This is a genomic window from Mesorhizobium sp. AD1-1, assembly GCF_020164655.1.
In the GTDB taxonomy this organism is placed as follows: domain Bacteria; phylum Pseudomonadota; class Alphaproteobacteria; order Rhizobiales; family Rhizobiaceae; genus Mesorhizobium; species Mesorhizobium ciceri.
Genome location: NZ_JAIUGP010000003.1, coordinates 579,442 through 599,379 on the forward strand (window position 1 = coordinate 579,442; position 19,938 = coordinate 599,379).

Sequence of the window (19,938 nt, forward strand, 5' to 3'; positions counted from 1 at the left end):
CCGCGTTCATGTACACCCGAGCCACAGCGGCCGGGCGCTTTCGGGAAAGAAACAATGTCCGCCTTCAAATCCGATTTCCTGCGCACGATGAGCGAGCGCGGTTTCATCCACCAGACTTCGGATGATGCCGGTCTCGACAATATCTTCGCCAAGGAGACGGTGACAGCCTATATCGGCTTCGACGCGACCGCCAAGAGCCTGCACGCCGGCTCGCTGATCCAGATCATGATGCTGCACTGGCTGCAGCAGACCGGTCATCGGCCGATCGCGCTGATGGGCGGCGGCACCTCGATGATCGGCGACCCGTCGTTCAAGGATGAGGCGCGCAAGCTTTTGACCCCGCAGGACATCGAAGACAATCTTGCCGGTATCCGCCGCAACTTCATGCCCTACCTCAAATTCGGCAGCGGTCCCAACGACGCCATCATGGTCAACAACGCCGATTGGCTGATGGAGATCAACTACGTCAATTTCCTGCGCGATGTCGGTCGTCACTTTTCTGTCAACCGCATGCTGGCCTTCGATTCCGTCAAGCTGCGGCTCGATCGCGAGCAGTCGCTGTCGTTCCTCGAATTCAACTACATGATCCTGCAGGCCTATGATTTCGTCGAGCTCTACAAGCGTCTCGGCTGCCGCCTGCAGATGGGCGGCTCCGACCAGTGGGGCAACATCATCAACGGCATCGATCTCGGCCGCCGCATGGAGGACGCGCAGCTCTATGCACTGACCACGCCGCTGCTCACCACCTCGTCGGGCGCCAAGATGGGCAAGTCGGCGTCGGGCGCGGTCTGGCTCGACGCGGAGATGCTGAGCCCCTACGAATTCTGGCAGTACTGGCGCAACACCGAGGATGCCGACGTCGCCCGCTTCCTGAAGCTCTACACGACGCTGCCGCTGGACGAGGTGGCGCGGCTCGAGCGGCTCGGCGGGTCCGAGATCAATGAGGCCAAGAAGATCCTCGCCACCGAGATCACCGCCCTGCTGCACGGCCGCGCGGCCGCCGAGCAAGCCAGCGATACGGCGCGCAAGACGTTCGAGGAAGGCGCGCTCGCGGAGTCGCTGCCGACCGTCGAGGTCGACAGGACAGCGCTCGAAACCGGCGTCGGCATCCTGTCGCTGCTGGTCACCGCCGGACTGGCGGCGTCGAACGGCGAAGCGCGGCGGCATGTGCAGGGCGGCGCCGTGCGCCTGAACGACGAGCCGGTGAGCGACGAGCGCCGGCTGGTGACCCCTCAGGATTTGAGTCCGGAAAACGTCGTAAAGCTTTCCTTGGGAAAGAAAAAACACATTCTGATACGGCCGATTTGAACTCGGTCACCGATACTCAAAAATCGACCTGAATATTCCGGGCGCGATCACCGACAGCGGATTGATGTCCAGCAACGGCTTGTTGGCGTTGCCTTTGAGCCGGTAGGTGACGCCGATCAGGCCACGGTCGCGGCCATTGCCGAGCAGCGCGCCAACGATGGGCAATTCGCCGAAGATGCGATTGAGGCCATAGACCGGCATGAACGTGCCGGTCATGTCCATGTTGTTGTTCTGGTCGTAGAGCGTCCCCTGGAACGTGGTGCCGATGCGCGGTCCGCGCAGCACGCCATTGGCCAGTTTCAGATAGCCGCTGCCCTTGTCGATCTCGGCGTAGCCGCGTTCGAACTTCACCCGCGACGTGTCCAGCTTGCCCTTGACCGCCTGGTTGAGGCTGCGGTTGTCGCCGGCCGGCGTGGTCGAGACGATGGAGGCGAGCTTCGGTTCGTTGACGACGAAAAAATTGCTGGTGTCGACCTTGCCCTTGAGCGATCCGTCGCTCGGCCCGGCCAGTGCGAGCGTGATCACGCCGCCTTCCATATGTTCGTAGATGTTGAGGAATCTCAGGATGGCGCCGGCGTCCGCGGACTGCATGTTGAGCGTGCGCCGGCCGGCGCCGGTCGTGTTGCTGATCGATATGGCCGCACCTGAACTGGCCGTGGCGCTGACCTTCAGCCCGTTCACCCGCGAGCCGGCCGCGCTGTAGTCGAGCTTCAGATTGGACAATTGCTCGTCGTGGAAACCGGTCAGCCGGTCGACATCGGCGCTGACGGAAATGGCATCGGAACCGGTGGTCTTGGTAGCCGTGTCGACGTCGGAGGTGAACTGCTTAATGAGCGAGCGGGCGTCGAGCGCGTTGCCCGATATGTCGACCGCATAGCCCTTGCCGGACCGCTTCACCGATACGGCAACGTCGTCGCCCCTGTTCAAGGTGACCTTGCTGAACCGCGCCGACGACAAGGCGCCATTGACCAGCACGATGCTGCCGTCGACGGAGAACGTCTTTCCGTCGAGATTGAAATCGGACAGCGTCGTGGTGTCGCCGGACTTGGTCATGACGAAGGTGACGTTGGCGGGCACCCCCGCCCCCTTGCTCCAGCCCGCCCAGGGAATGTCCAGCCTGGCGTTGGTCAGGTCGGCCGAGACGTTCTGGTCGCCGCTGCCGTTCTTGTCGATCGCCACCTTCACAGTTCCGGCAAGCAGCGGCTTCAGGCCGGGCATGGCGGCGGCGCGGATCTTGTCGTCGAGCACCAGGGCCACCTTGCGGCTGCGCGCCGGCCCCTCATCCCTGAGCGGCTCGATCAGATCGAGTTCGGCCGGAATGCCGTTCAGCAACGCCTTGGCGGAGATCACCGCCTTCTCGGGGTCGACCGTGATCGAACCGTCGGCATCCGTCACGACCTGTCCTTCGAAGGGCTTGGCCAGGGACATGCCGGTGTAGTCGAGCGACACCAACCAATCGAGCTTCGAGGAGTCGACGCCGGACTGCAGCGGAATATCCGCCTTGACGTGACCGGTGACGCTGCCCGACAGGTCCTCCGGCAGAATGCCGACATGGCGCATGGCGTTGATCGGCTCGTAGGATGCGAGTTCGGCAACGGCGGATGCGTCGCCGTCGACATCGATGTCGAGCGCGCCGACGACCGGCGGGCGGTTCGCCGCCTTGACCGTCAGCGTGCCGTTGCTGGCCGCCACGGTGCGGCCGCTGGGCATGTAGACGGTGCCCGAGGAGAGCGAGATATCGACATCGTTGCCGTGGAAACCGACGACGCCGACCGCGTCGCGTATCGGCGGGATGCGGCCGGCGGTGTCGAATCGCGATCCCTCGATCTGGAACCGGCCGAACACCTCATCGGCCGAAAGCGGCACGCCGTTGCCGAGCCGGCCCGGCACCACCTGGAACTGAAGGTTGGCGTCGACGACACGGCCGCCGAACAGATTGGCCAGCACCCAGAGCCGGGCATTGCGCGCCGAAAACCACGGCCATAGCTGCTTGACGTGAGAGACCTGCATGTCGTGGATGTTGAACGCCAGATTGATCCCCGGCACTTTGCCGTCGACGAACGCCACGGCGGCGGTGCCAAGCACCTCGCCGGAGCCGGCGGACCGAAGCGCGATCTGCTCTGCGACCAGTTTGTGGCTCACCGTGTTGTAGACACCGGCGATCCGGGCGAGGAAGGTGAGCGCCGGCTCGGGCGACTCCGAAGGCGCAAGCGACGATCCGTCGCTGGTCAGGTCGTAGCGATAGGAGGGCTCTTCACCCACCGCTCCGCTTGCCGGCTTCGGCCCGATCGAACCGGCGAAATCGAATGTCGAGCGGCCGGTCTTCAGCAGCAATCTGTCGACCTGGACCTTGTTGCTGCCAGCAACCAGCGTCGCATTGATATCGACGTCCGCCGCCAGCAATCCTCGCGTGCCGAGATCGAGGACAGAGCCCGTCGATGACAAAGCGGCCGTCAGCCGCGATGCGTTCACGCCGAACCCTTCCGATCCCGTCAGCTTCAACGCGACGGGTCCCAACTTGCCGGCAGCGGCCGCGCCGGTGTCGGCCAGATCGACGCTCGCATCCAGCGCCGTGACCCGGTGCGCCGCGATATCACGGGTGGCGGTAGCGGCAACCGTAAGCGTCCTGCCGTCGATGTCTGCCTTCGAGGAAAACTGCATGCCGCCCGGTCCCGACTGCACGACGGTGGCGTCGGTGATCTTGACGAGCTTGATCGCTCCGGTTTCGGGCAGCACGAATTCGACATTGCGAAGATCGATGCGACGCAGCGAATCCTCCCGCACGGCATCGAGTGCGTGGTTGATGTTTCCGAACACCGCGGCGGACAGCTTCTCCGGATCGATGAGGCCATCCGCATTGCGCAGGCCGGCGGTCCAGTCGCCGCCTGACGGCATCGCCGCCACGACGATGCGGGCATCCGAGATCCTGGCGCTGGTCAGCCGCACATCTCCCCACAGCAGCGGGAACAGACGCACGCCGAAGCGCACGCGGCCGGCATCGGCCATCGGCTTGCCGTCTGATGTCTTCAAGCTGACGTCGCTGACCTGAAGCGCGATGAAACTCGAACCGTCGAGCGTGATGCGGGCAGGCCCGACCGCGACATTGACATCGACGCCCGCCAGTTTCTCAAGCGCCGTTTCCGCCTCGGCGCGAAGCCGGTCGGCTCCGATGCCGGAGGCGCCAACCAGATAAACGAGCACGGCGGCCAGCAGCACGAAAGCGACCAGACCGGCGAACAGTCGCGACAGGATGCGAAAACCGCGTCCGATCGACGCCTGACCAAGCGGCGGCACACGGCAGGCGGACGGAAAGGTCCCCAGGTCGGTGATCTCATCACGCCTGAACCGGATCTTCTCGTGCTGCGGTCGCTCCTGATCCACGCAATTTTCCGTTGTACGAACTCGATCGTGGACGAATCCCCGTCCGACACTATATCGGTGTGGCTTCGCGCGTAACCTCAAACAAGGGCATCGGTATGGCTGACCTCGACGTAGGCGATCTTGCGCCGCAATTTGACCTGCCGCGGGACGGCGGCGGATCGGTCAGCCTTGCCGCATCGTCCGGCAAGTCCATCGTGCTCTATTTCTATCCGCAGGACGACACAACAAGCTGCACGCAGGAGGCGATCAGCTTCTCGCAGTTGAAGCCGGAGTTCGAGAAGGCCGGCGCCGTGGTGATCGGCCTGTCGCCCGACCCCGTCAAGAAGCACGACAAGTTCAAGTCGAAATACAATCTCACCATCGACCTCGCCGCCGACGAGGAGCGCACGGTGATCGAGGCCTACCATCTGTGGGTCGAGAAATCGATGTATGGCCGCAAGTATATGGGCGTCGAGCGCGCGACGTTCCTGATCGGCCGCGACGGGCGGATCGCCAGGATCTGGCGCAAGGTCCGCGTCAAGGGCCATGCCGAAGAGGTGCTCGAGGCCGTTCGAGCGCTTTGAGGTTTGCCGGCGAGGCTGGCCCAGGTTCCCTTGCAACCTTACGCACGCCTGGCGGGCAATCGCTGCGAGCAAGCTATCGCTGCAAGCCTTTGTTAACCCTAATAATGTGTAATCAAGCTGTCGTGGTGTCGTAAACGAAAGCTTGGTCCCGTGAACGCAACCGGTCAGTCCGCAGTCTTCGGCAAGCGTAAGGAGCCCCATACGGTCATCATCGCCCGGGGCAACGAGATCAGGCATTTTACGATCCGACCGTGGCTGGCGGCCTTTATCGGCTCGGCGCTGGCCGCCATTGCCGTCGGCTACCTCATGGCCACCTCCTATCTCGTGCTGCGCGACGATTTGATCGGCGCCACAACGGCGCGTCAGGCGCGCATGCAGCAAGCCTATGAAGATCGCATTTCGGCGCTTCGCGCCCAGGTCGACCGCATCACCAGCCGCCAGTTGCTCGACCAGCAGCTGATGGAAACCAAGGTCAGCGAACTGCTTGAACGCCAGAGCCAGTTGAGCCAGCGTCATGGCCGCCTTGGTCCGCTGCTCGAACGCGCCGAGAGCGAGGTCGGCGCAGCGCCGGCCGAAGATCCGGCAGCGGCTGCGAAGCCGGACAAACGCGCCGAAGTGACCGGCAGCATCAAGGAGCCCGCGCGGAATTATGCGGTCGCCAGCCTGAGCGCCGATCTCGGCGCCGGCGACACAAGGCCGTTCTCGCTGTGGTCAACCCGCTCCGATCCGCTGCCCAATGATTCAGCCGCCGATCGTGCCGACAAGCTCTTCGTCTCGATCAACCAGTCGTTGAAATCCATCGAGAGCGATCAACTGACCCGCATCAGCACGCTTGCCGACAATGCCTATAAGAGCGCCGATGCCATCACCCAGGCGCTCGAGGCGGCCGGACTGCCCGTCGACAGCGACTTCGGCAAGGGCGACAGCGACGTCGGCGGACCGCTGATCCCGCTCGACAGTTCGATGATGTTCGACAGCAAGGTCAAGGAATTGGACGAAGCGCTTGACGCGCTCGACCATCTCAAGAAAGAAGCGCGCCAGCTGCCGCTGACCAACCCCGCGCCGGGCCACTCCGTCACCAGCCCGTTCGGCGTGCGCACCGACCCGATCCTCGGCACCGCGGCACTGCATTCCGGCATGGATTTCAGGGCGCCGATCGGCATGGCCGCAAAGGTCACGGCGCCCGGCACCGTCACCAAGGCCGGCTGGAACGGCGGCTATGGCCGCATGGTTGAAGTCGACCATGGCAATGGTTTTGCGACACGTTACGGGCATCTCAGCGAGATCGACGTGACCGTCGGCGAGAAACTGGACGCCGGCGCCGTCATCGGCAAGACCGGCAGCAGCGGCCGCTCGACCGGCCCGCATCTGCACTACGAAGTCCGCCACAATGGCGAAGCGATCGATCCCTTGCGCTTCCTCACGGTCGGCAAGAAGGTCGCCCAGTATCTGTAAGCGATCCCAGGCTCCTGCCCCATGCGCCGATGACCATCATGATGGCTGACTAAGGCGCTCCCGTAGACAGAAACGCCGTCGCTGCCGCAACCAGGGTGGTCGCGCCGACCTTCAACGCGGCCTCGTCGACACGAAACCGGGCGTGATGGAGCGGAAAGACCGATCCGATCTCCTCGTTCCGGATTCCCAGCCGAAAATAGACCGAAGGACGTTTCTCGCTGTAGTAGCCAAAGTCGTCCGCGATCGTCCATCCGGGCGTGTTGAGGACGTTGTCGGCACCGATGCAGGCCTTGGCGCTGGCGGCGATCAGCTCTGTCATCTCGACATCGTTGACGACGCCGGGTTCGCCCTTGTGGATGTCGACCTCGACACGCGCGCCGTGGCTCGTCGCCATACCCTCGGCTATCGTACGAACGCGGTGCCAGGCCCGCTCGCGGGTTGCATCGCTGCCGCTGCGGATGGTGCCTTTCAACGTGACCCTGCCGGCTGTGACATTGTAGGCGTTGCCGCCATTGATGGCAGTCACGGAAATCACCAGCGGATCGTACGGATCGGTCTCGCGCGAAACGATCTTCTGCAATTCGCTCACCAGGGAGCAAGCCACGGCCAACGCATCGACGCCTTCATGCGGTTTTGCCGCGTGTGCCGCCGAGCCGATGACGGCCACATCGAACGTGTCACAGGCCAGAGTGTAGGGACCGGAGCCGACGGCGATCTTGCCGGTCGGTGTGTACGGATCGACGTGGACGCAGATGGCGGCGTCGATGTCGTCGAGAAGCCCCTCTTCCACCACCCGCTTGCCGCCCGACGGTTCGTCCTCCTCCGCCGGCTGGAAGATCAGGCGAACGGTACCGCCAAAACTGTCCCGCGACTGGTGAAGATGCGCGGCCACCGCGAAAGCCATCGATGCATGGGCGTCGTGACCGCAGGCATGCATCACACCTGGATTCGTCGATGCATAATCGACGCCGGACTCCTCCTCGATCGGCAAGGCATCGATGTCGGCGCGAATGGCGATCTTTCGATTTGACGGCCTGCCGGCGCCGACAATATCGACGGCAAGGCCAAAGCCGGCGACGTCGCGAATGTCGACGATTCCCTGATCCACCAGCATCTGCCTGAGGTAACGCTGCGTGCCGGCCTCCTGGTTCGAAAGCTCGGGATTGCGGTGCAGATGGCGACGGACCTCGATCATCCGGTCGAGAATTCCGGCGTCGATATCGGTCGTCACGGTTTTCGCAACACCACCCGCCGTGGCCGAACCCTCAGGATTTGACATGGATCTCTCGCGGGAACTTCGTCAGGGTCTCGTGGCCGGTTTCGGTGACCAGGATGGTCTCGCTGACCTCGATGCCCCAGCCGTCCATCCACATGCCAAGGATGGAATGAACGACGTTGCCCGGTTCAAGCACCGTCTTGTCGCCCGGCCTGAGGCTGATCGTGTGTTCGCCCCAATCCGGCGGATAGGCGACGCCGATGGAGTAGCCGATGCGCGATTCCTTCTTCAGTCCGTAGCGCTGGATGACCTTGCGCCAGGCAGCTTCGACCGCTTCGGCAGTCGTTCCCGGCCTGACCGCGTTGAGCACCGCGTCCATGCCCTCGATCACCGCTTTGGCGGTATCCGAGACATTTGTCGGCGTCTTGCCAAGCTGCATGGTCCTGGCGAGGCCGGCGGCATAGCGGCGGCAAACGCCGGCAAGTTCCAGCGCAATCGTCTCGTTTTCTCCAAACCGCCTGTCGCTCCACATGATGTGCGGCGCCGAGGCATTCTCGCCACCGAGGATTGTCGGCGGAAGCGCTGTGATGTCGCCGGCAAAATCCGGGCTGCCCGCGATCTGCGCCGCCTGGATGGCGGCGATGGCGTCGCATTCGCGAACGCCCGGCGCGATCACCTCGAAGGCTCGCGTGACGGCAGCTTCGGCGAGCGTCGATGCCTTGCGCAAATAGGCGATCTCCGGCGCCGATTTGACCGCCCGGATCCAGTTCACCAGCAGGTCGGCATCGTGCCATTTTGCATTGGGAAGTCCGGCGACAAGCCGGGCGTGCGCCTTGGGGGAGAAATAATAGGCTTCGAGTTCGATGCCGATATGGCGACTCCCCCAGCTCTTGGCGACAATCCAGTTCGCAATCCAGTCCATGGGATGGCGATCGCCTCGCTGGACATGGTCTTCCGGAAAGCCGACCACGTTTTCCGGTTTCATCCAGGCTGTCAGAAGACCGCCGGCCGCATCCATGGCGCGCCCGATCCAGACCGGCTCGACCTCCTCGATTGGAACCAGCACCATTTGCGGCGTGTAGAACGACCAGCCGTCATAACCGGTGATGTAATGCTGGTTGGCAACGTCGTTGACGACAAGAAGCTCGAGACCGCGCTTGGCCATCTCGGTGCGGATCTTGCGAAGCCGCTGTCGGTACTCGTCGCGGGCAAACGGCAATTCGATCATCTTTGCTCCTGCTTTGTCATCAACGGTCGCGGGTTCGCTCACCATTGAAGAGGTTTCGCCATGGCGGCAATCGGCCAGGGCGGCGTGTGGGCAGGTCCTGAATCGGGTACGTCCATACCCGGCCTTCCCAAGATTTGTGTTTCATTATCATTTATTTTTGAATTCCATTTGACTGAATAAATAAGCGGTGCCAAGCTATCCTCTCCTAAGGGGCGCAAGGCATGGCACTGCGGGGGACCAATCAGGAGTTCGGGCGGCCATACAACCGGCGCATCGTGCTTGAGTCCATCCGCCTGCACGGGCCGATCGCGCGCGGCGAGATCGCCCGGCGCGTCGGCCTCACCGTCCAGACGGTATCGACCATCGTTCGCGAACTGGAAGATCAGGACTACATCCTGTCGCTGCGCGAAGAGCCGAGGGGGCGCGGCCTGCCGCCGGCGACGCTCCGGATCAACCCCGAGGGCGGCTATGCCGTGGGTATCCACATCACTCCGCTTGGTATCAGCGCCGCCTTGATCAATCTGAGCGGCGACGTGATCGAGAGCATCTACCGCGAAGCGCCGAACGCGACGCCGGACCGCGCCTTCGAGTTGATCGGGGCGATGGTGGTGGAATTGACCCGGCTGCGGGCTGGCGGACGGGTGCTGGGGGTCGGCATGGCCCTGCCCGGCCCATTCGACGTGGAGTCCATGAGTTTCGTGGGGCCGACCACCATGACCGGCTGGAAGGATGTCGCGCTGCGCGAACGGCTGGCGGCCTCCACCGGATTGCCGGCCTTCTTTGAAACCGATATGGCCGCGGCCGCCATGGGCGAGCGCCTTTATGGCCTCGGCGCCCAGTTTTCCGAATATTACTATCTCTATTTCGGCGTCGGCCTTGGCGGCGTCATGGTTCATGACGGCAGCGCCTTGCGCGGCGCCTGGGGAAATGCCGGCGAGATCGGACACATTCCCGTCATTCCCGGCGGCGAGGCCTGCCCGTGCGGCAACAGCGGCTGCCTCGAAAGATATTTGTCGCTCGAGGCGCTCCGGCGCTGGAACGGCAGCGAGGCCGACTGGGTGGCCGAAGTCGCACCGATCTTTCACAACGCCGTCGCCGTCATCGAGAACCTGTTCGACCCGGAGACGGTCATCCTCGGCGGGCTGGCATCCACCGACCTGCTCGAAATGCTGGCTGGTTCGGCCGCAGGCCTGCACAACTCCGTCTCGGCCCGCAAGGACCGCACGACGCCCAGGGTCGTGGTCGCGCGCGGCGGACAGCATTCCGTGCTGCGCGGCGCCGCCGCCCTGGCGGTTTCCGGGGTTCTGTCACCTCGCTTCGGGCAGATGTTCGCGGCCGAACGCGAACGCGAGCGCGACCTTCTCAAAGGCAGGGAGATTGCGGCATGAGTGAACCCCTGCTGGTGCTCGACAACGTCACCAAGAACTATGGCGCGATCGAAGCGCTCAAGGGGATCAGCTTCTCGATCGACAAGGGCGAGGTCGTGGCGCTGCTGGGCGACAACGGCGCCGGCAAATCGACACTGGTGAAGATCATATCAGGCGGACTGGAGCCGACATCGGGCCGCATGCTGTTCGAGGGCAAGGAATTCCTCGCCAAATCACCGGCCGAGGCCAAGGCGGCCGGCATCGAGACCGTCTACCAGGATCTCTCGCTGTGCACCAACGTCGACGTGGTCGCCAATTTCTTCATGGGCCGCGAGATCACCCGCAAGTTTCTCGGCATTCCCGTGCTTGACGAGCGCGCCATGGAAGCCGTCGTCGGAAAGGCGCTGGCCAATGCCGGCACCCGCATTCCCTCGCTGCGCGCCAATGTCGAGCATCTTTCGGGCGGCCAGCGGCAAGCCATCGAACTCAACCGCTTCGTGCACTGGGGCGGCAAGCTGGTGCTGCTCGACGAACCATTCGCCGCCCTCGGTGTCGAACAGACGCGGCGCGGTCTCGACATGATCCGCCAGGTGGCCAACCAGGGCATCGGCGTCGTCATCATCACCCATATCATGCAGCAGGCTTTTCAGGTCGCCGACCGGATCGTGGTGATCCGCCAGGGCGTCGTGGCCGGCGATGTCGCACGCAATAAAACAAGTCCCGACGCGGTGATCAACATGATCACCGGTGAGACGCTTGCCGGTGCCGGACCGACAGGCTGAGGGACAAAAGAGGGGTCCGGCTTAAGAGGAGCGAACGACATGAAGCGAATACTTCTTGCTGTCTTCGGTATCCTTGCACTGGCCTTTGCCACGCTCACGCCGGCATTCGCCCAGTCCAAGGGTATCGTCTACTATATGGTGCCGACCCTGCTGGACGAGTTCCAGACCGGCTCGGTGAGCGCGCTGGAACTGTTCCTGAAGCAGACCGGCTACGAGATGAAGACGCTGAACGCCGACAACAAGACCGACGCCCAGCAATCGCAGATGAACGATGTCATCGCGCTGAAGCCGGCGGCCATCATCCTGGCTGCAGTCGACTTCAATGCGCTGAAACCGTCCATCGAAGCCGCGCGCGCCGCCGGCATCCCGGTGGTCGAGTTCGACCGCCAGATCACCTCGACCCCGTCCGACTTCACCTCTGTCGCCGGAACGGTCGAGATCGGCTACGTCGCCGCGGATCAGGCCGAGAAGCTGCTGAAAGCCAAGAACGGCTCGGTGAAGGGCAAGGTTCTGCAGGTGCTCGGCGACCCCGGCGATCCCTACACGCTCGACATCCAGAAGGGTTTTGAGGAGAAGATGAAGGCATTTCCGGACGTCAAGATCATCTCGCTTCCGGCCATGCAATGGGAAGCCAGCAATGCCGGCACAATCGTTGCCGACCAGATGCTGGCCAACCCCGACATCGACCTGATCTTCAGCCATGCCGCGCACCTATCGGTCGCCGCCGTCGCCTCGCTCGAGGCGGCCGGCAAGAAGCCGGGCGACGTCATGCTGATGAGCTCGAACGGCGCTCCGGTCGGCCTCGACCTGATCCGCAAGGGCTGGCTCAACGCCGAAATCGAGCAGCCGCTTTACGCGCAGGCCGCGGCTGTCGCCATGTTCATGGACAAGATCGTCAAGAAGCAGGAAATCAAGCCCGGCGAATACGACGTGCTCGGCCTGAAATCGACCGTGACCAAGGAAGCCTGGGGTCCGAACATCAAGATCCCCGGTGCAGCGATCACCAAGGAAAACGTCGATAATCCGGCCTTCTGGGGCAACCAGAAGCCGCCGACGGACACCGTCAAGTCGGTCGAATAGTCATCTGAAAGCGCTCCGGGCCGTAGCGGCCCGGAGCCTGCCTTTCACACCGCCGCGTCCGAAAGGATGCCGTGGCGAATTTGAATCCGCGCCTGAACCCGACGAAATCGAGTTGATTTCGCGGGGGCGCCAACCGGATCAACCCATGAACCCGCGCACACGCAAAGCCCTGGAGTTCGTACTCGACAACCTCGTCTGGTTCATGCTGCTGTTCGTGCTGGTGGTCTTCTCCATCTTCGTCCCGAACTACTTTCAGCTCGGCATCTTCGCCAATATCATCGAGGCTTCGAGCGTGCTCGGCGTCATGTCGATCGGCCTGGCGCTGGTGATCATCGCCGGTCACATGGATCTGTCGGTCGAATCCGTCGCAGCGCTCAGCGCCATGGCGGTCGGCATCCTGTTTTGCTCGTCGGGCATCGGCATGGGCGTGCAGCTGCATCCCGAGTGGCTGATGGTTCCGGTTTCGCTGCTGCTGGCGCTGGCAGTCGGGGGTCTCATCGGCGCCTTCAACGGCTATCTGGTGGTCAAGGTGAAGATGAGCGCCTTCATCATCACGCTGGCGTCCTACATCTGGGTGCGCGGCCTCGTGTTGGTCGTGTCGGGCGGCCGCTCGGCGCAGGACCTGGCGCCGGCCATCCGCTGGTTCGGCATCCAGCGCCTTGTCGGCCTGCCGCTCACCGCCTGGATCGCGGTTGGCTGTTTCGTGGTCTTTTCGCTGATCATGGCCAAGACGCCGCTCGGCCGGCATCTGGTGATGATCGGCGGCAACGAGACGGCGACCTTCCGCGCCGGCATCCGGGTGAACCGCAATCTCATCATCGCCTTCGTGCTCGCCGGCGCCATCGCCGGCCTGGCTGGCTGGCTGCTGGCGATCCGCACGTCGGGCGCCACCGCCAATCTCGGCGTCGGCTTGCTGTTCAACGCCTTCGCCGCGGTCGTCATCGGCGGCGTCAGCCTCAAAGGCGGCGTCGGCACCCTCCCCGGCGTCTATGCCGGCGTGCTTTTGCTCTCGGCCATCAACACGGCGATCAATTTGATGGGCCTGCCGGCCAATTTCACCCAGGTGATTCATGGCCTGCTGGTGCTGGCCGCGGTGCTGCTCGACGCCTTCAAGCAAACCATTCGCCAAAGACTCGCATGACAGGACGGCTCGCATGACAGGACGGCTAAAAGACAAGGTGGCGCTCATCGTCGGCGCCGCCCGCGGCATCGGCAAGGGCATTGCGCTCCGCTTTGCCGAAGAGGGGGCGCGGCTGGTGCTCGCCGACACCGAAGTCGAGGCCGGGCAAGCGACCGCTGGCGAGTTGGGCGTCCCCTTCATCCGCACCGACATCTCGCAAATGAGCGACGCCAAGGCCGCCGTGGCGCTGGCGCTGAAGCAGCATGGCCGTCTCGACATCATCGTGCAGAATGCGGGCATCTATCCCTGGCAGCTGATCGAGAACACCAGCGCCGACGACTGGGACCGCGTCATGGCGGTCAATCTGCGCGGCACCTTCAATGCCAGCCGCGCGGCCCTGGTGCCGATGAAGGCGCAACGCTTCGGCCGCATGCTCTACACCTCCTCCATCACCGGTCCGCATGTCACCAGCCCGGGCCATGGCCACTATTCGGCCAGCAAGGCCGGCATCAACGGCTTCATCCGCGCCGCGGCACTGGAATTCTCCGGCTACGGCATCACCGTCAACGGCGTCGAGCCCGGCAACATCCTGACCGAAGCGATCGAGCTGCATCGCGGCGAGGCGTTCATCAAGAACATGGAGGATTCCATCCCGCTTGGCCGCCTCGGCAGCCCGCGCGACGTCGCCAATGCCTTCCTGTTCCTCGCCTCGGACGATGCCAGTTACATCACCGGCACGACCATCGTCGTCGATGGTGGCCAGTTGCTGCCCGAAGGCAGCGATTTCCGGCTCGTTCCGCCATGATCATCGATTTCGGCGATGGCTTCTTCCTGCGCCAGGCGACCGAGGCCGACCATCCAGCACTTGCCATGATCTGCCTCAAGACCGGTGATGCCGGCCAGGATGCAACCGGTCGCGAAGACGCTCCGGATCTGTTGGGCCAGATCTACACCATCCCCTACCAGGTGCTGGAGCCCGACCTCGCTTTCATCGTCGATGGGCCAACGGGCGCCGCGGGCTATCTGCTGGGTGCAAAAGACACAAAGGCTTTCAATGCAGGCCTGGCAGCAAAGTGGTATCCGCGCCTTCGCGCGCAGGTGACCGATCCCGGACCCGACCGCGCACGCTGGAGCGGCAGCGACTGGGCTCGCCACCAGATCCATCATCGCGACTTCACCATTCCGCCGGCCCTGGCTGCCTACCCTTCGCACGGTCATATCGACCTTTTGTCGCAAGCGCGTGGCAAAGGCATCGGCCGGCGGGCGATGGCTTTTCTCGAGCAAAGGCTCGCCGCGCTCGGTTCACGCGGGCTTTGCCTCGAAGTGATGCCGGACAATCACAACGCGCTGCGCTTCTACAGGGCCATCGGATTCGCGGTGTTGCGGGAGCCGGGATTGCCGGACCACAGCATCTATGTCGCCAAACGGCTGACAACCGCACCGGAGATCGTGCGCACCGGAGATCGTGTGAATGGTGGGCGATGACGGGCTCGAACCGCCGACATCTTCGGTGTAAACGAAGCGCTCTACCAACTGAGCTAATCGCCCGCTCCGGGCCGGACCTTTAAGCGGTCAGGGTCCGCTTCGCAAGGCCAAATGAGCGCAGGACGCCCTGGTTGGATGCCGGTTTTGCCAACAAAACGCCGGCTGTCAAAAAACCTTCTCCTGTTTGCTGTTATGATGGTTTGGTGCGCTTGACACCCGGTGGCGAACCCCTTATCCAGCGCCCCAACGACGAACACGGCTGACACGTGTTCGCCATGCGCGGGTGTAGCTCAGTTGGTTAGAGTGCCGGCCTGTCACGCCGGAGGTCGCGGGTTCGAGCCCCGTCACTCGCGCCATTTCTCTCAAGGGTATCAAGCCCTTGGCTTTGGAGAAATGTCGACATTGATTGTCAAAAATGTTGTCTTGCAAGAGACCTGAGGTCCAAGAGACCTGAGGTCACTCAGGTCCGTTCGGCCCGTGCAGACGTCTTGCCGCGCAAGATCATCCTCTCGCCAGCAGCGCCTCGACCTCCTGCAGCGTCGGCATGGATGGCGCAGTCCCTGGCCGGGTCACCGAGATTCCGGCGACGGCGCAAGCGAAGCGCACCGCCTGCAGCGGTTCCACGCCCCTCGAAAGTGCTGCCGCAAGCCCGCCATTGAAGGCATCGCCTGCCCCCGTGGTTTCGACCACCGGGCCGGCACTGACGGCTGGAACATGGTCGGAGCGATTTTTCGAGTGCAAAAGCGCGCCCTTGTCGCCGAGCGTGACGATGACTGTGCCGACGCCCTTTTCGAGCAGACTGTCCGCAGCGGCTCGCGCCTCGTCGACCGAGGACACCTTCATCCCGGTCAGTTCCTCCGTCTCGGTCTCGTTGGGTGTGAAGTAGTCGCAGAGCGTGTAGATGCGGTCGGGAAGCTTTGCCGCAGGGGCCGGATTGAGGATCGTCGTCACCCCTGCCCCACGCGCGATCTCCAACGCCCGCATGGCTGCTTCGATCGGCTGTTCGAGCTGCGTGACAAAGACGCCGGCATTGCTGATCAATGCGGCATTGGCTTCGATATCGGCTGGAGAGATCAGCATGGCAGCACCGGGGCTGACGATGATGGCGTTGTTGCCGGTGGTCTCCTCGACGAAGATGTAGGCCGCGCCGGTGTAGCTTTCCGGCGTGTCGATGACGGCATCCTTGACGCCCGCCTGCGCCCAGGTCTGCCTGGCCATGTCGGCGAAGGGATCGACGCCGAGGCGGGTGAGGAAGGTGACGTCGGCGCCGAGCTTGCCGGCGGCCACCGCCTGGTTCGAGCCCTTGCCGCCGGGACCCAGCGCGAAGGATGTGCCGAGGATCGTTTCGCCCATGCGCGGCTGCCGCTGCGCCCTGTAGGCGGTGTCGGCGACGAACACACCCAATATGACGACCGGCTTGCCCGAAGCCATGCCGCTACTCCGCATCCGGCGGCACGACGCCCTTGCGGAAGGCGAAGCAGCCATAGAAGCGGCGTTCGCCGGTCTGGATGACACAATAGGCTTGTTTGGCGCGCTCGTAGAAGGCGTAGCGCTCGACCGCGATCATCGGCCACGACTTGCCCTCGGCCTTATCGACTTCCTTCTGCACTTCCTTCTGCACTGCAGGAATCTCGTCCGGCTTGCCGACGATTTCCATGCGCGCGGCCGAATCGTCGACGAACGTGTCGAGCGGGTAGAGCGACAGCACCGCCTTGACCACTTGCGCGGCCGAGGCATCGATGCGCAGCACGCGGCCGAGCGCCGTCTGGCGCGCCACCGAATCGGACGGAAAATTGGTGTCGGCGATGATCAGATCATCGCCATGCCCCATTGCCCGCAATGCCTGCAGCACGTCGGCATTGAGCAGCGGGTTGATGCCTTTGAGCATGGTATTCCTCGTGAGTTGAGATCAGAGACGCTTGCCGGTCTCTGCGTCGAAAAGATGGATCTGGTCGAGCCTTGGCTTCAGCTTCAGCGTATCGCCCGGCTTGAAGTCGTGGCGCTCGCGAAACAGCGCCACCATCTCGCCTTCGCCGAAGCGCAGGAACACCAGCGTTTCCGAGCCGGTCGGCTCGACCACCGAAATCTTCGCCGGCACCCCGTCGGGATGGATCTCGAGGTGCTCCGGTCGCACGCCATAGACGACCGCTTTACCGTCCTGCGCGGCATTGCCCGATCCGATCGGGAACAGCGTGCCTGCGATTTCGACCCCTGGCTTGTCGCCCTTGCGCATGGTGCCCTTGAGCAGGTTCATCGAAGGCGAGCCGATGAAGCCGGCGACAAACAGGTTGGCCGGGCGGTCGAACAGTTCCAGCGGCGCGCCGACCTGCTCGATGCGGCCGTCGCGCATGACGACGATCTTGTCGGCCATGGTCATGGCTTCGATCTGGTCGTGGGTGACGTAGATGGTGGTGGTCTTCAGCCTCTGGTGCAGTTCCTTGATCTCGGTGCGCATCTGCACGCGCAGCTTGGCGTCGAGATTGGACAGCGGCTCGTCGAACAGGAACACCTGCGGATTGCGCACGATGGCGCGGCCCATGGCCACGCGCTGGCGCTGCCCGCCGGAAAGCTGGCGGGGATAGCGCTTCAGATAGGGGTTGAGGTCGAGGATGTCGGCGGCGCGCTTGACCCGCTCGGCGACCACGGCCGGATCGGTTTTCCTGAGCTTGAGCGCGAAGGCCATGTTCTGCTCGACCGTCTTGTGCGGATAGAGCGCATAGTTCTGGAACACCATGGCGATGTCGCGCTTGGCCGGCGGCAGATGATTGACGACGCGGTCGCCGATGGCGATCGTGCCGGCGGAGACGGTCTCCAGCCCGGCCACCATCCTGAGCAGCGTGGACTTGCCGCAACCCGAAGGGCCAACCAGCACCACGAACTGTCCGTCTGCGATATCGACGCTGACTTCGTGCAGAACCTTGACCGTTCCAAAGGCCTTGGCCACCTTGCTGATCGCGACTTGCGCCATGTCTCCCCCATCGGCTCCATTAGCCGTAGGCGCAGAAGCTAACCAACGCGACCTGCCAGGGCAAGTCGGTCCCTTATAGATAAAAACCCGCTCTCGTTGACACGGCGTTGGGTTGTGAGAATAGTGGCAGGCGCTGGTCAAAATGTCGGTGCCCGATCCGCAATCGGAACTTCAATCGACGCAGGGTGGGGTCCTGCCTAATTCGTTTCCGAAACGGGAGCATCGTTGGCGCTCCGGCGTCCGACAGTTGGCCGATTTATTCACACTGATGTTCTGGGAGGAATAGGCGATGAGAACGGGTCTTTACGACAAACTGGTTCGAGCCGGCGCCACAAGGCGCGACATATTGAAGGGTGCGGCAAGCATGGCCGCGATCGCAGCCGCATCCGGCGCCGGACTTGGCGCCTTGACGCGCCCGGCCTCCGCGGCAAGCGAATTGCGCACAAAAATCCTGCAGATCCCCGGCGTCGGCAAAGGCCAGCCGACGGACGCCGATTTCCAGAAGGTCGGTGAACTCTGCCTCGAAGCCACCAAGGCCAATGTCAAGGAAGGCGAATTCGCCGGCGTCGAGCTGACCTTCATGGGTCTCAACAACCAGAACCTGCACAATGTGCTGTTCCGCGGCTTCCTGAAGCCATGGGAGACCTATACCGGCGCCAAGATCAACTGGATCGACCTGGCGCAGGCCGACTACAACGCCCGCCTGCAGCAGTCGATCGCGACCGGGACCGTCGACTTCGACATCATCGAAATGGGCGCGCCGTTCGAAGGCGATGTCTGCGGCAAGGGCCTGACGTCGGAAATGCCCGACTGGGTCAAGACCCAGATCGATTTCGACGATCTGGTCAGCTATCTGAAGCCGCCGGTCGGCACCTGGGACGGCAAGCAATACCGCGTGACCGTCGACGGCGACGCGCACAACTTCAACTACCGCACCGACGTGTTCGCCGATGCCGACCTCGCCAAGGCCTGGAAGGACGGCGGCGGCGAAGGTGAATGGGGCGTGCCGAAGACCTGGCAGCAGGTTCAGGCGGTGACCAAGTTCCTGAAGGGCAAGAAGCTCAAGGACCAGGACGTCTATGGCTATCTCGACGCGCCGAAGCCCTGGGGCGGCTTCGGCTTCTATTTCCTTGGCAGCCGCGCCACCGCCTATGCCAAGCACCCCGACGACAAGGCCTGGCTGTTCGACGCCGACACGATGAAGCCGCGCGTCAACAATCCGGCCTGGGTGCGCGCCATCCAGGACGTCATCGACGCGCTGCCCTCCGAACCCGCCGACCAGATCAACGCCGATCCGAACACGACCGCCTTCCAGCAGTTCCTGGCCGGCACCGGCTCGATGGTCACCTGGTGGGGCGACGTCGGCTCCAACGTCAAGACCAACGACTCTTCCGTCGTCGGCGACGTCACCGGCTTCTCGATCCTGCCGGGCTCGGACGATGTCTACAATGCGAAGACCGGCGCCTGGGACAAGCTCGCCAGCGGCCCGAACTATGCGCCCAACTGCGCCTATCTCGGCTGGGGCGTCTATGTCATGGCCCGCGTCGATGCCGACGAAAAGAAGAAGAAGGCGGCATGGTCCGCTGCAGCCCATCTCGGCGGCAAGGACCTGTCGATCTGGACGGCGATGTATCCGTCGGGCTTCCAGCCTTACCGCAACTCGCATTTCGATATTCCCGAATGGGTGGCGGCCGGCTACGACGAGGCCTTCATCACCTCCTACCTCAAATCGGAATCCGACAGCTACAACCATCCGAACGCGGCGATCGAGCCACGCATCCCCGGCATCTTCCAGTACTACAGCGCCGCCGAGGACATCCTGGCCAACACTTTCGCGGGCAAGATGAAGGCGCAGGAAGGCGCCGACGCCATCGCGGCGGCATGGGAGAAGCTGACCGACCAGATCGGCCGCGACAACCAGATCAAGCTCTACAAAGCTTCGCTCGGCATGTAGGCTGGCCTATGAACCGTGGGGGGGGGGGCGC

The 19,938-nt window shown here is 63.5% G+C and carries 16 protein-coding genes and 2 tRNA genes; 11 read left to right on the forward strand and 7 right to left on the reverse strand.

Annotated elements, in window-relative coordinates; all coding sequences use genetic code 11:
- The first annotated feature begins 54 nt into the window (after positions 1–54).
- The gene (gene tyrS / locus LB519_RS09585) at positions 55–1,308 is read left to right on the forward strand and encodes a tyrosine--tRNA ligase (RefSeq protein ID WP_224619641.1); all 1,254 of its coding nucleotides are present in this window, start codon (positions 55–57) and stop codon (positions 1,306–1,308) included.
- Between the two features lie 6 nt (positions 1,309–1,314).
- On the opposite strand, the gene LB519_RS09590 is transcribed toward tyrS, so the two are convergent.
- Entirely contained in the window at positions 1,315–4,689 is a 3,375-nt protein-coding gene (locus LB519_RS09590; RefSeq protein ID WP_027162384.1) for a DUF3971 domain-containing protein, read from the reverse strand.
- A gap of 95 nt (positions 4,690–4,784) precedes the next feature.
- Between LB519_RS09590 and LB519_RS09595 the strand changes: the two genes are divergently transcribed.
- Both LB519_RS09595 and LB519_RS09600 read left to right on the forward strand, forming a co-directional pair.
- Positions 4,785–5,252 (forward strand): peroxiredoxin, encoded by a 468-nt coding sequence (locus tag LB519_RS09595; protein WP_224619643.1) that lies wholly within the window; start codon positions 4,785–4,787, stop codon positions 5,250–5,252.
- Positions 5,253–5,402: 150 nt separating this feature from the next.
- Positions 5,403–6,707 (forward strand): M23 family metallopeptidase, encoded by a 1,305-nt coding sequence (locus tag LB519_RS09600; protein ID WP_063167800.1) that lies wholly within the window; start codon positions 5,403–5,405, stop codon positions 6,705–6,707.
- Positions 6,708–6,756: 49 nt separating this feature from the next.
- Here the strand turns inward: LB519_RS09600 and LB519_RS09605 are convergent, their stop codons facing one another.
- The gene (locus LB519_RS09605; RefSeq protein ID WP_063167799.1) at positions 6,757–7,986 is read right to left on the reverse strand and encodes a M20 family metallopeptidase; all 1,230 of its coding nucleotides are present in this window, start codon (positions 7,984–7,986) and stop codon (positions 6,757–6,759) included.
- Positions 7,973–9,151, reverse strand: a complete 1,179-nt coding sequence (locus LB519_RS09610) for a M24 family metallopeptidase (RefSeq protein WP_063170211.1) — start codon at positions 9,149–9,151, stop codon at positions 7,973–7,975. The genes LB519_RS09605 and LB519_RS09610 overlap by 14 nt, the downstream gene beginning before the upstream one ends.
- Before the next feature lie 221 nt (positions 9,152–9,372).
- Here LB519_RS09610 and LB519_RS09615 point away from each other — a divergent pair, with 221 nt between their 5' ends.
- The 6 genes from LB519_RS09615 to LB519_RS09640 all read left to right on the forward strand — a co-directional run bounded on the left by LB519_RS09615 (position 9,373) and on the right by LB519_RS09640 (position 14,985).
- On the forward strand, positions 9,373–10,539 hold the full coding sequence (locus LB519_RS09615; protein WP_063167798.1) for an ROK family transcriptional regulator: 1,167 nt from the start codon (positions 9,373–9,375) through the stop codon (positions 10,537–10,539).
- Complete coding sequence (locus tag LB519_RS09620) at positions 10,536–11,300, forward strand: ATP-binding cassette domain-containing protein (RefSeq protein WP_063167797.1); 765 nt, start codon at positions 10,536–10,538, stop codon at positions 11,298–11,300. Before LB519_RS09615 ends, LB519_RS09620 begins: the two co-directional genes overlap by 4 nt.
- A 39-nt stretch (positions 11,301–11,339) precedes the next feature.
- Positions 11,340–12,380, forward strand: a complete 1,041-nt coding sequence (locus tag LB519_RS09625; protein WP_013532176.1) for a sugar ABC transporter substrate-binding protein — start codon at positions 11,340–11,342, stop codon at positions 12,378–12,380.
- Between the two features lie 145 nt (positions 12,381–12,525).
- On the forward strand, positions 12,526–13,521 hold the full coding sequence (locus tag LB519_RS09630) for an ABC transporter permease (protein WP_063167796.1): 996 nt from the start codon (positions 12,526–12,528) through the stop codon (positions 13,519–13,521).
- Between the two features lie 13 nt (positions 13,522–13,534).
- On the forward strand, positions 13,535–14,305 hold the full coding sequence (locus LB519_RS09635; RefSeq protein WP_063167795.1) for an SDR family NAD(P)-dependent oxidoreductase: 771 nt from the start codon (positions 13,535–13,537) through the stop codon (positions 14,303–14,305).
- On the forward strand, positions 14,302–14,985 hold the full coding sequence (locus LB519_RS09640) for a GNAT family N-acetyltransferase (protein ID WP_063167794.1): 684 nt from the start codon (positions 14,302–14,304) through the stop codon (positions 14,983–14,985). The genes LB519_RS09635 and LB519_RS09640 overlap by 4 nt, the downstream gene beginning before the upstream one ends.
- Here the strand turns inward: LB519_RS09640 and LB519_RS09645 are convergent.
- Positions 14,973–15,048: transfer RNA gene (locus LB519_RS09645), tRNA-Val, on the reverse strand. The genes LB519_RS09640 and LB519_RS09645 overlap by 13 nt on opposite strands.
- Positions 15,049–15,264: 216 nt before the next feature.
- On the opposite strand from LB519_RS09645, the gene LB519_RS09650 reads away from it, so the two are divergent.
- Positions 15,265–15,341: transfer RNA gene (locus LB519_RS09650), tRNA-Asp, on the forward strand.
- Positions 15,342–15,486: 145 nt separating this feature from the next.
- On the opposite strand, the gene rbsK is transcribed toward LB519_RS09650, so the two are convergent.
- From rbsK to LB519_RS09665, 3 genes are read right to left on the reverse strand one after another with little or no spacing between them, the layout of a single operon-like run.
- Entirely contained in the window at positions 15,487–16,416 is a 930-nt protein-coding gene (gene rbsK, locus LB519_RS09655; RefSeq protein ID WP_224619645.1) for a ribokinase, read from the reverse strand.
- A 4-nt stretch (positions 16,417–16,420) separates the two neighbouring features.
- Positions 16,421–16,873: an RbsD/FucU family protein gene (locus LB519_RS09660; RefSeq protein ID WP_027162392.1), complete on the reverse strand. Its 453-nt coding sequence runs from the start codon at positions 16,871–16,873 to the stop codon at positions 16,421–16,423.
- Positions 16,874–16,894: 21 nt separating this feature from the next.
- Positions 16,895–17,953: an ABC transporter ATP-binding protein gene (locus tag LB519_RS09665; RefSeq protein WP_224619647.1), complete on the reverse strand. Its 1,059-nt coding sequence runs from the start codon at positions 17,951–17,953 to the stop codon at positions 16,895–16,897.
- A gap of 289 nt (positions 17,954–18,242) precedes the next feature.
- On the opposite strand from LB519_RS09665, the gene LB519_RS09670 reads away from it, so the two are divergent.
- Positions 18,243–19,907, forward strand: coding sequence for an ABC transporter substrate-binding protein (locus LB519_RS09670; protein ID WP_013532183.1), 1,665 nt, complete (start codon positions 18,243–18,245; stop codon positions 19,905–19,907).
- Positions 19,908–19,938: the final 31 nt, after the last annotated feature.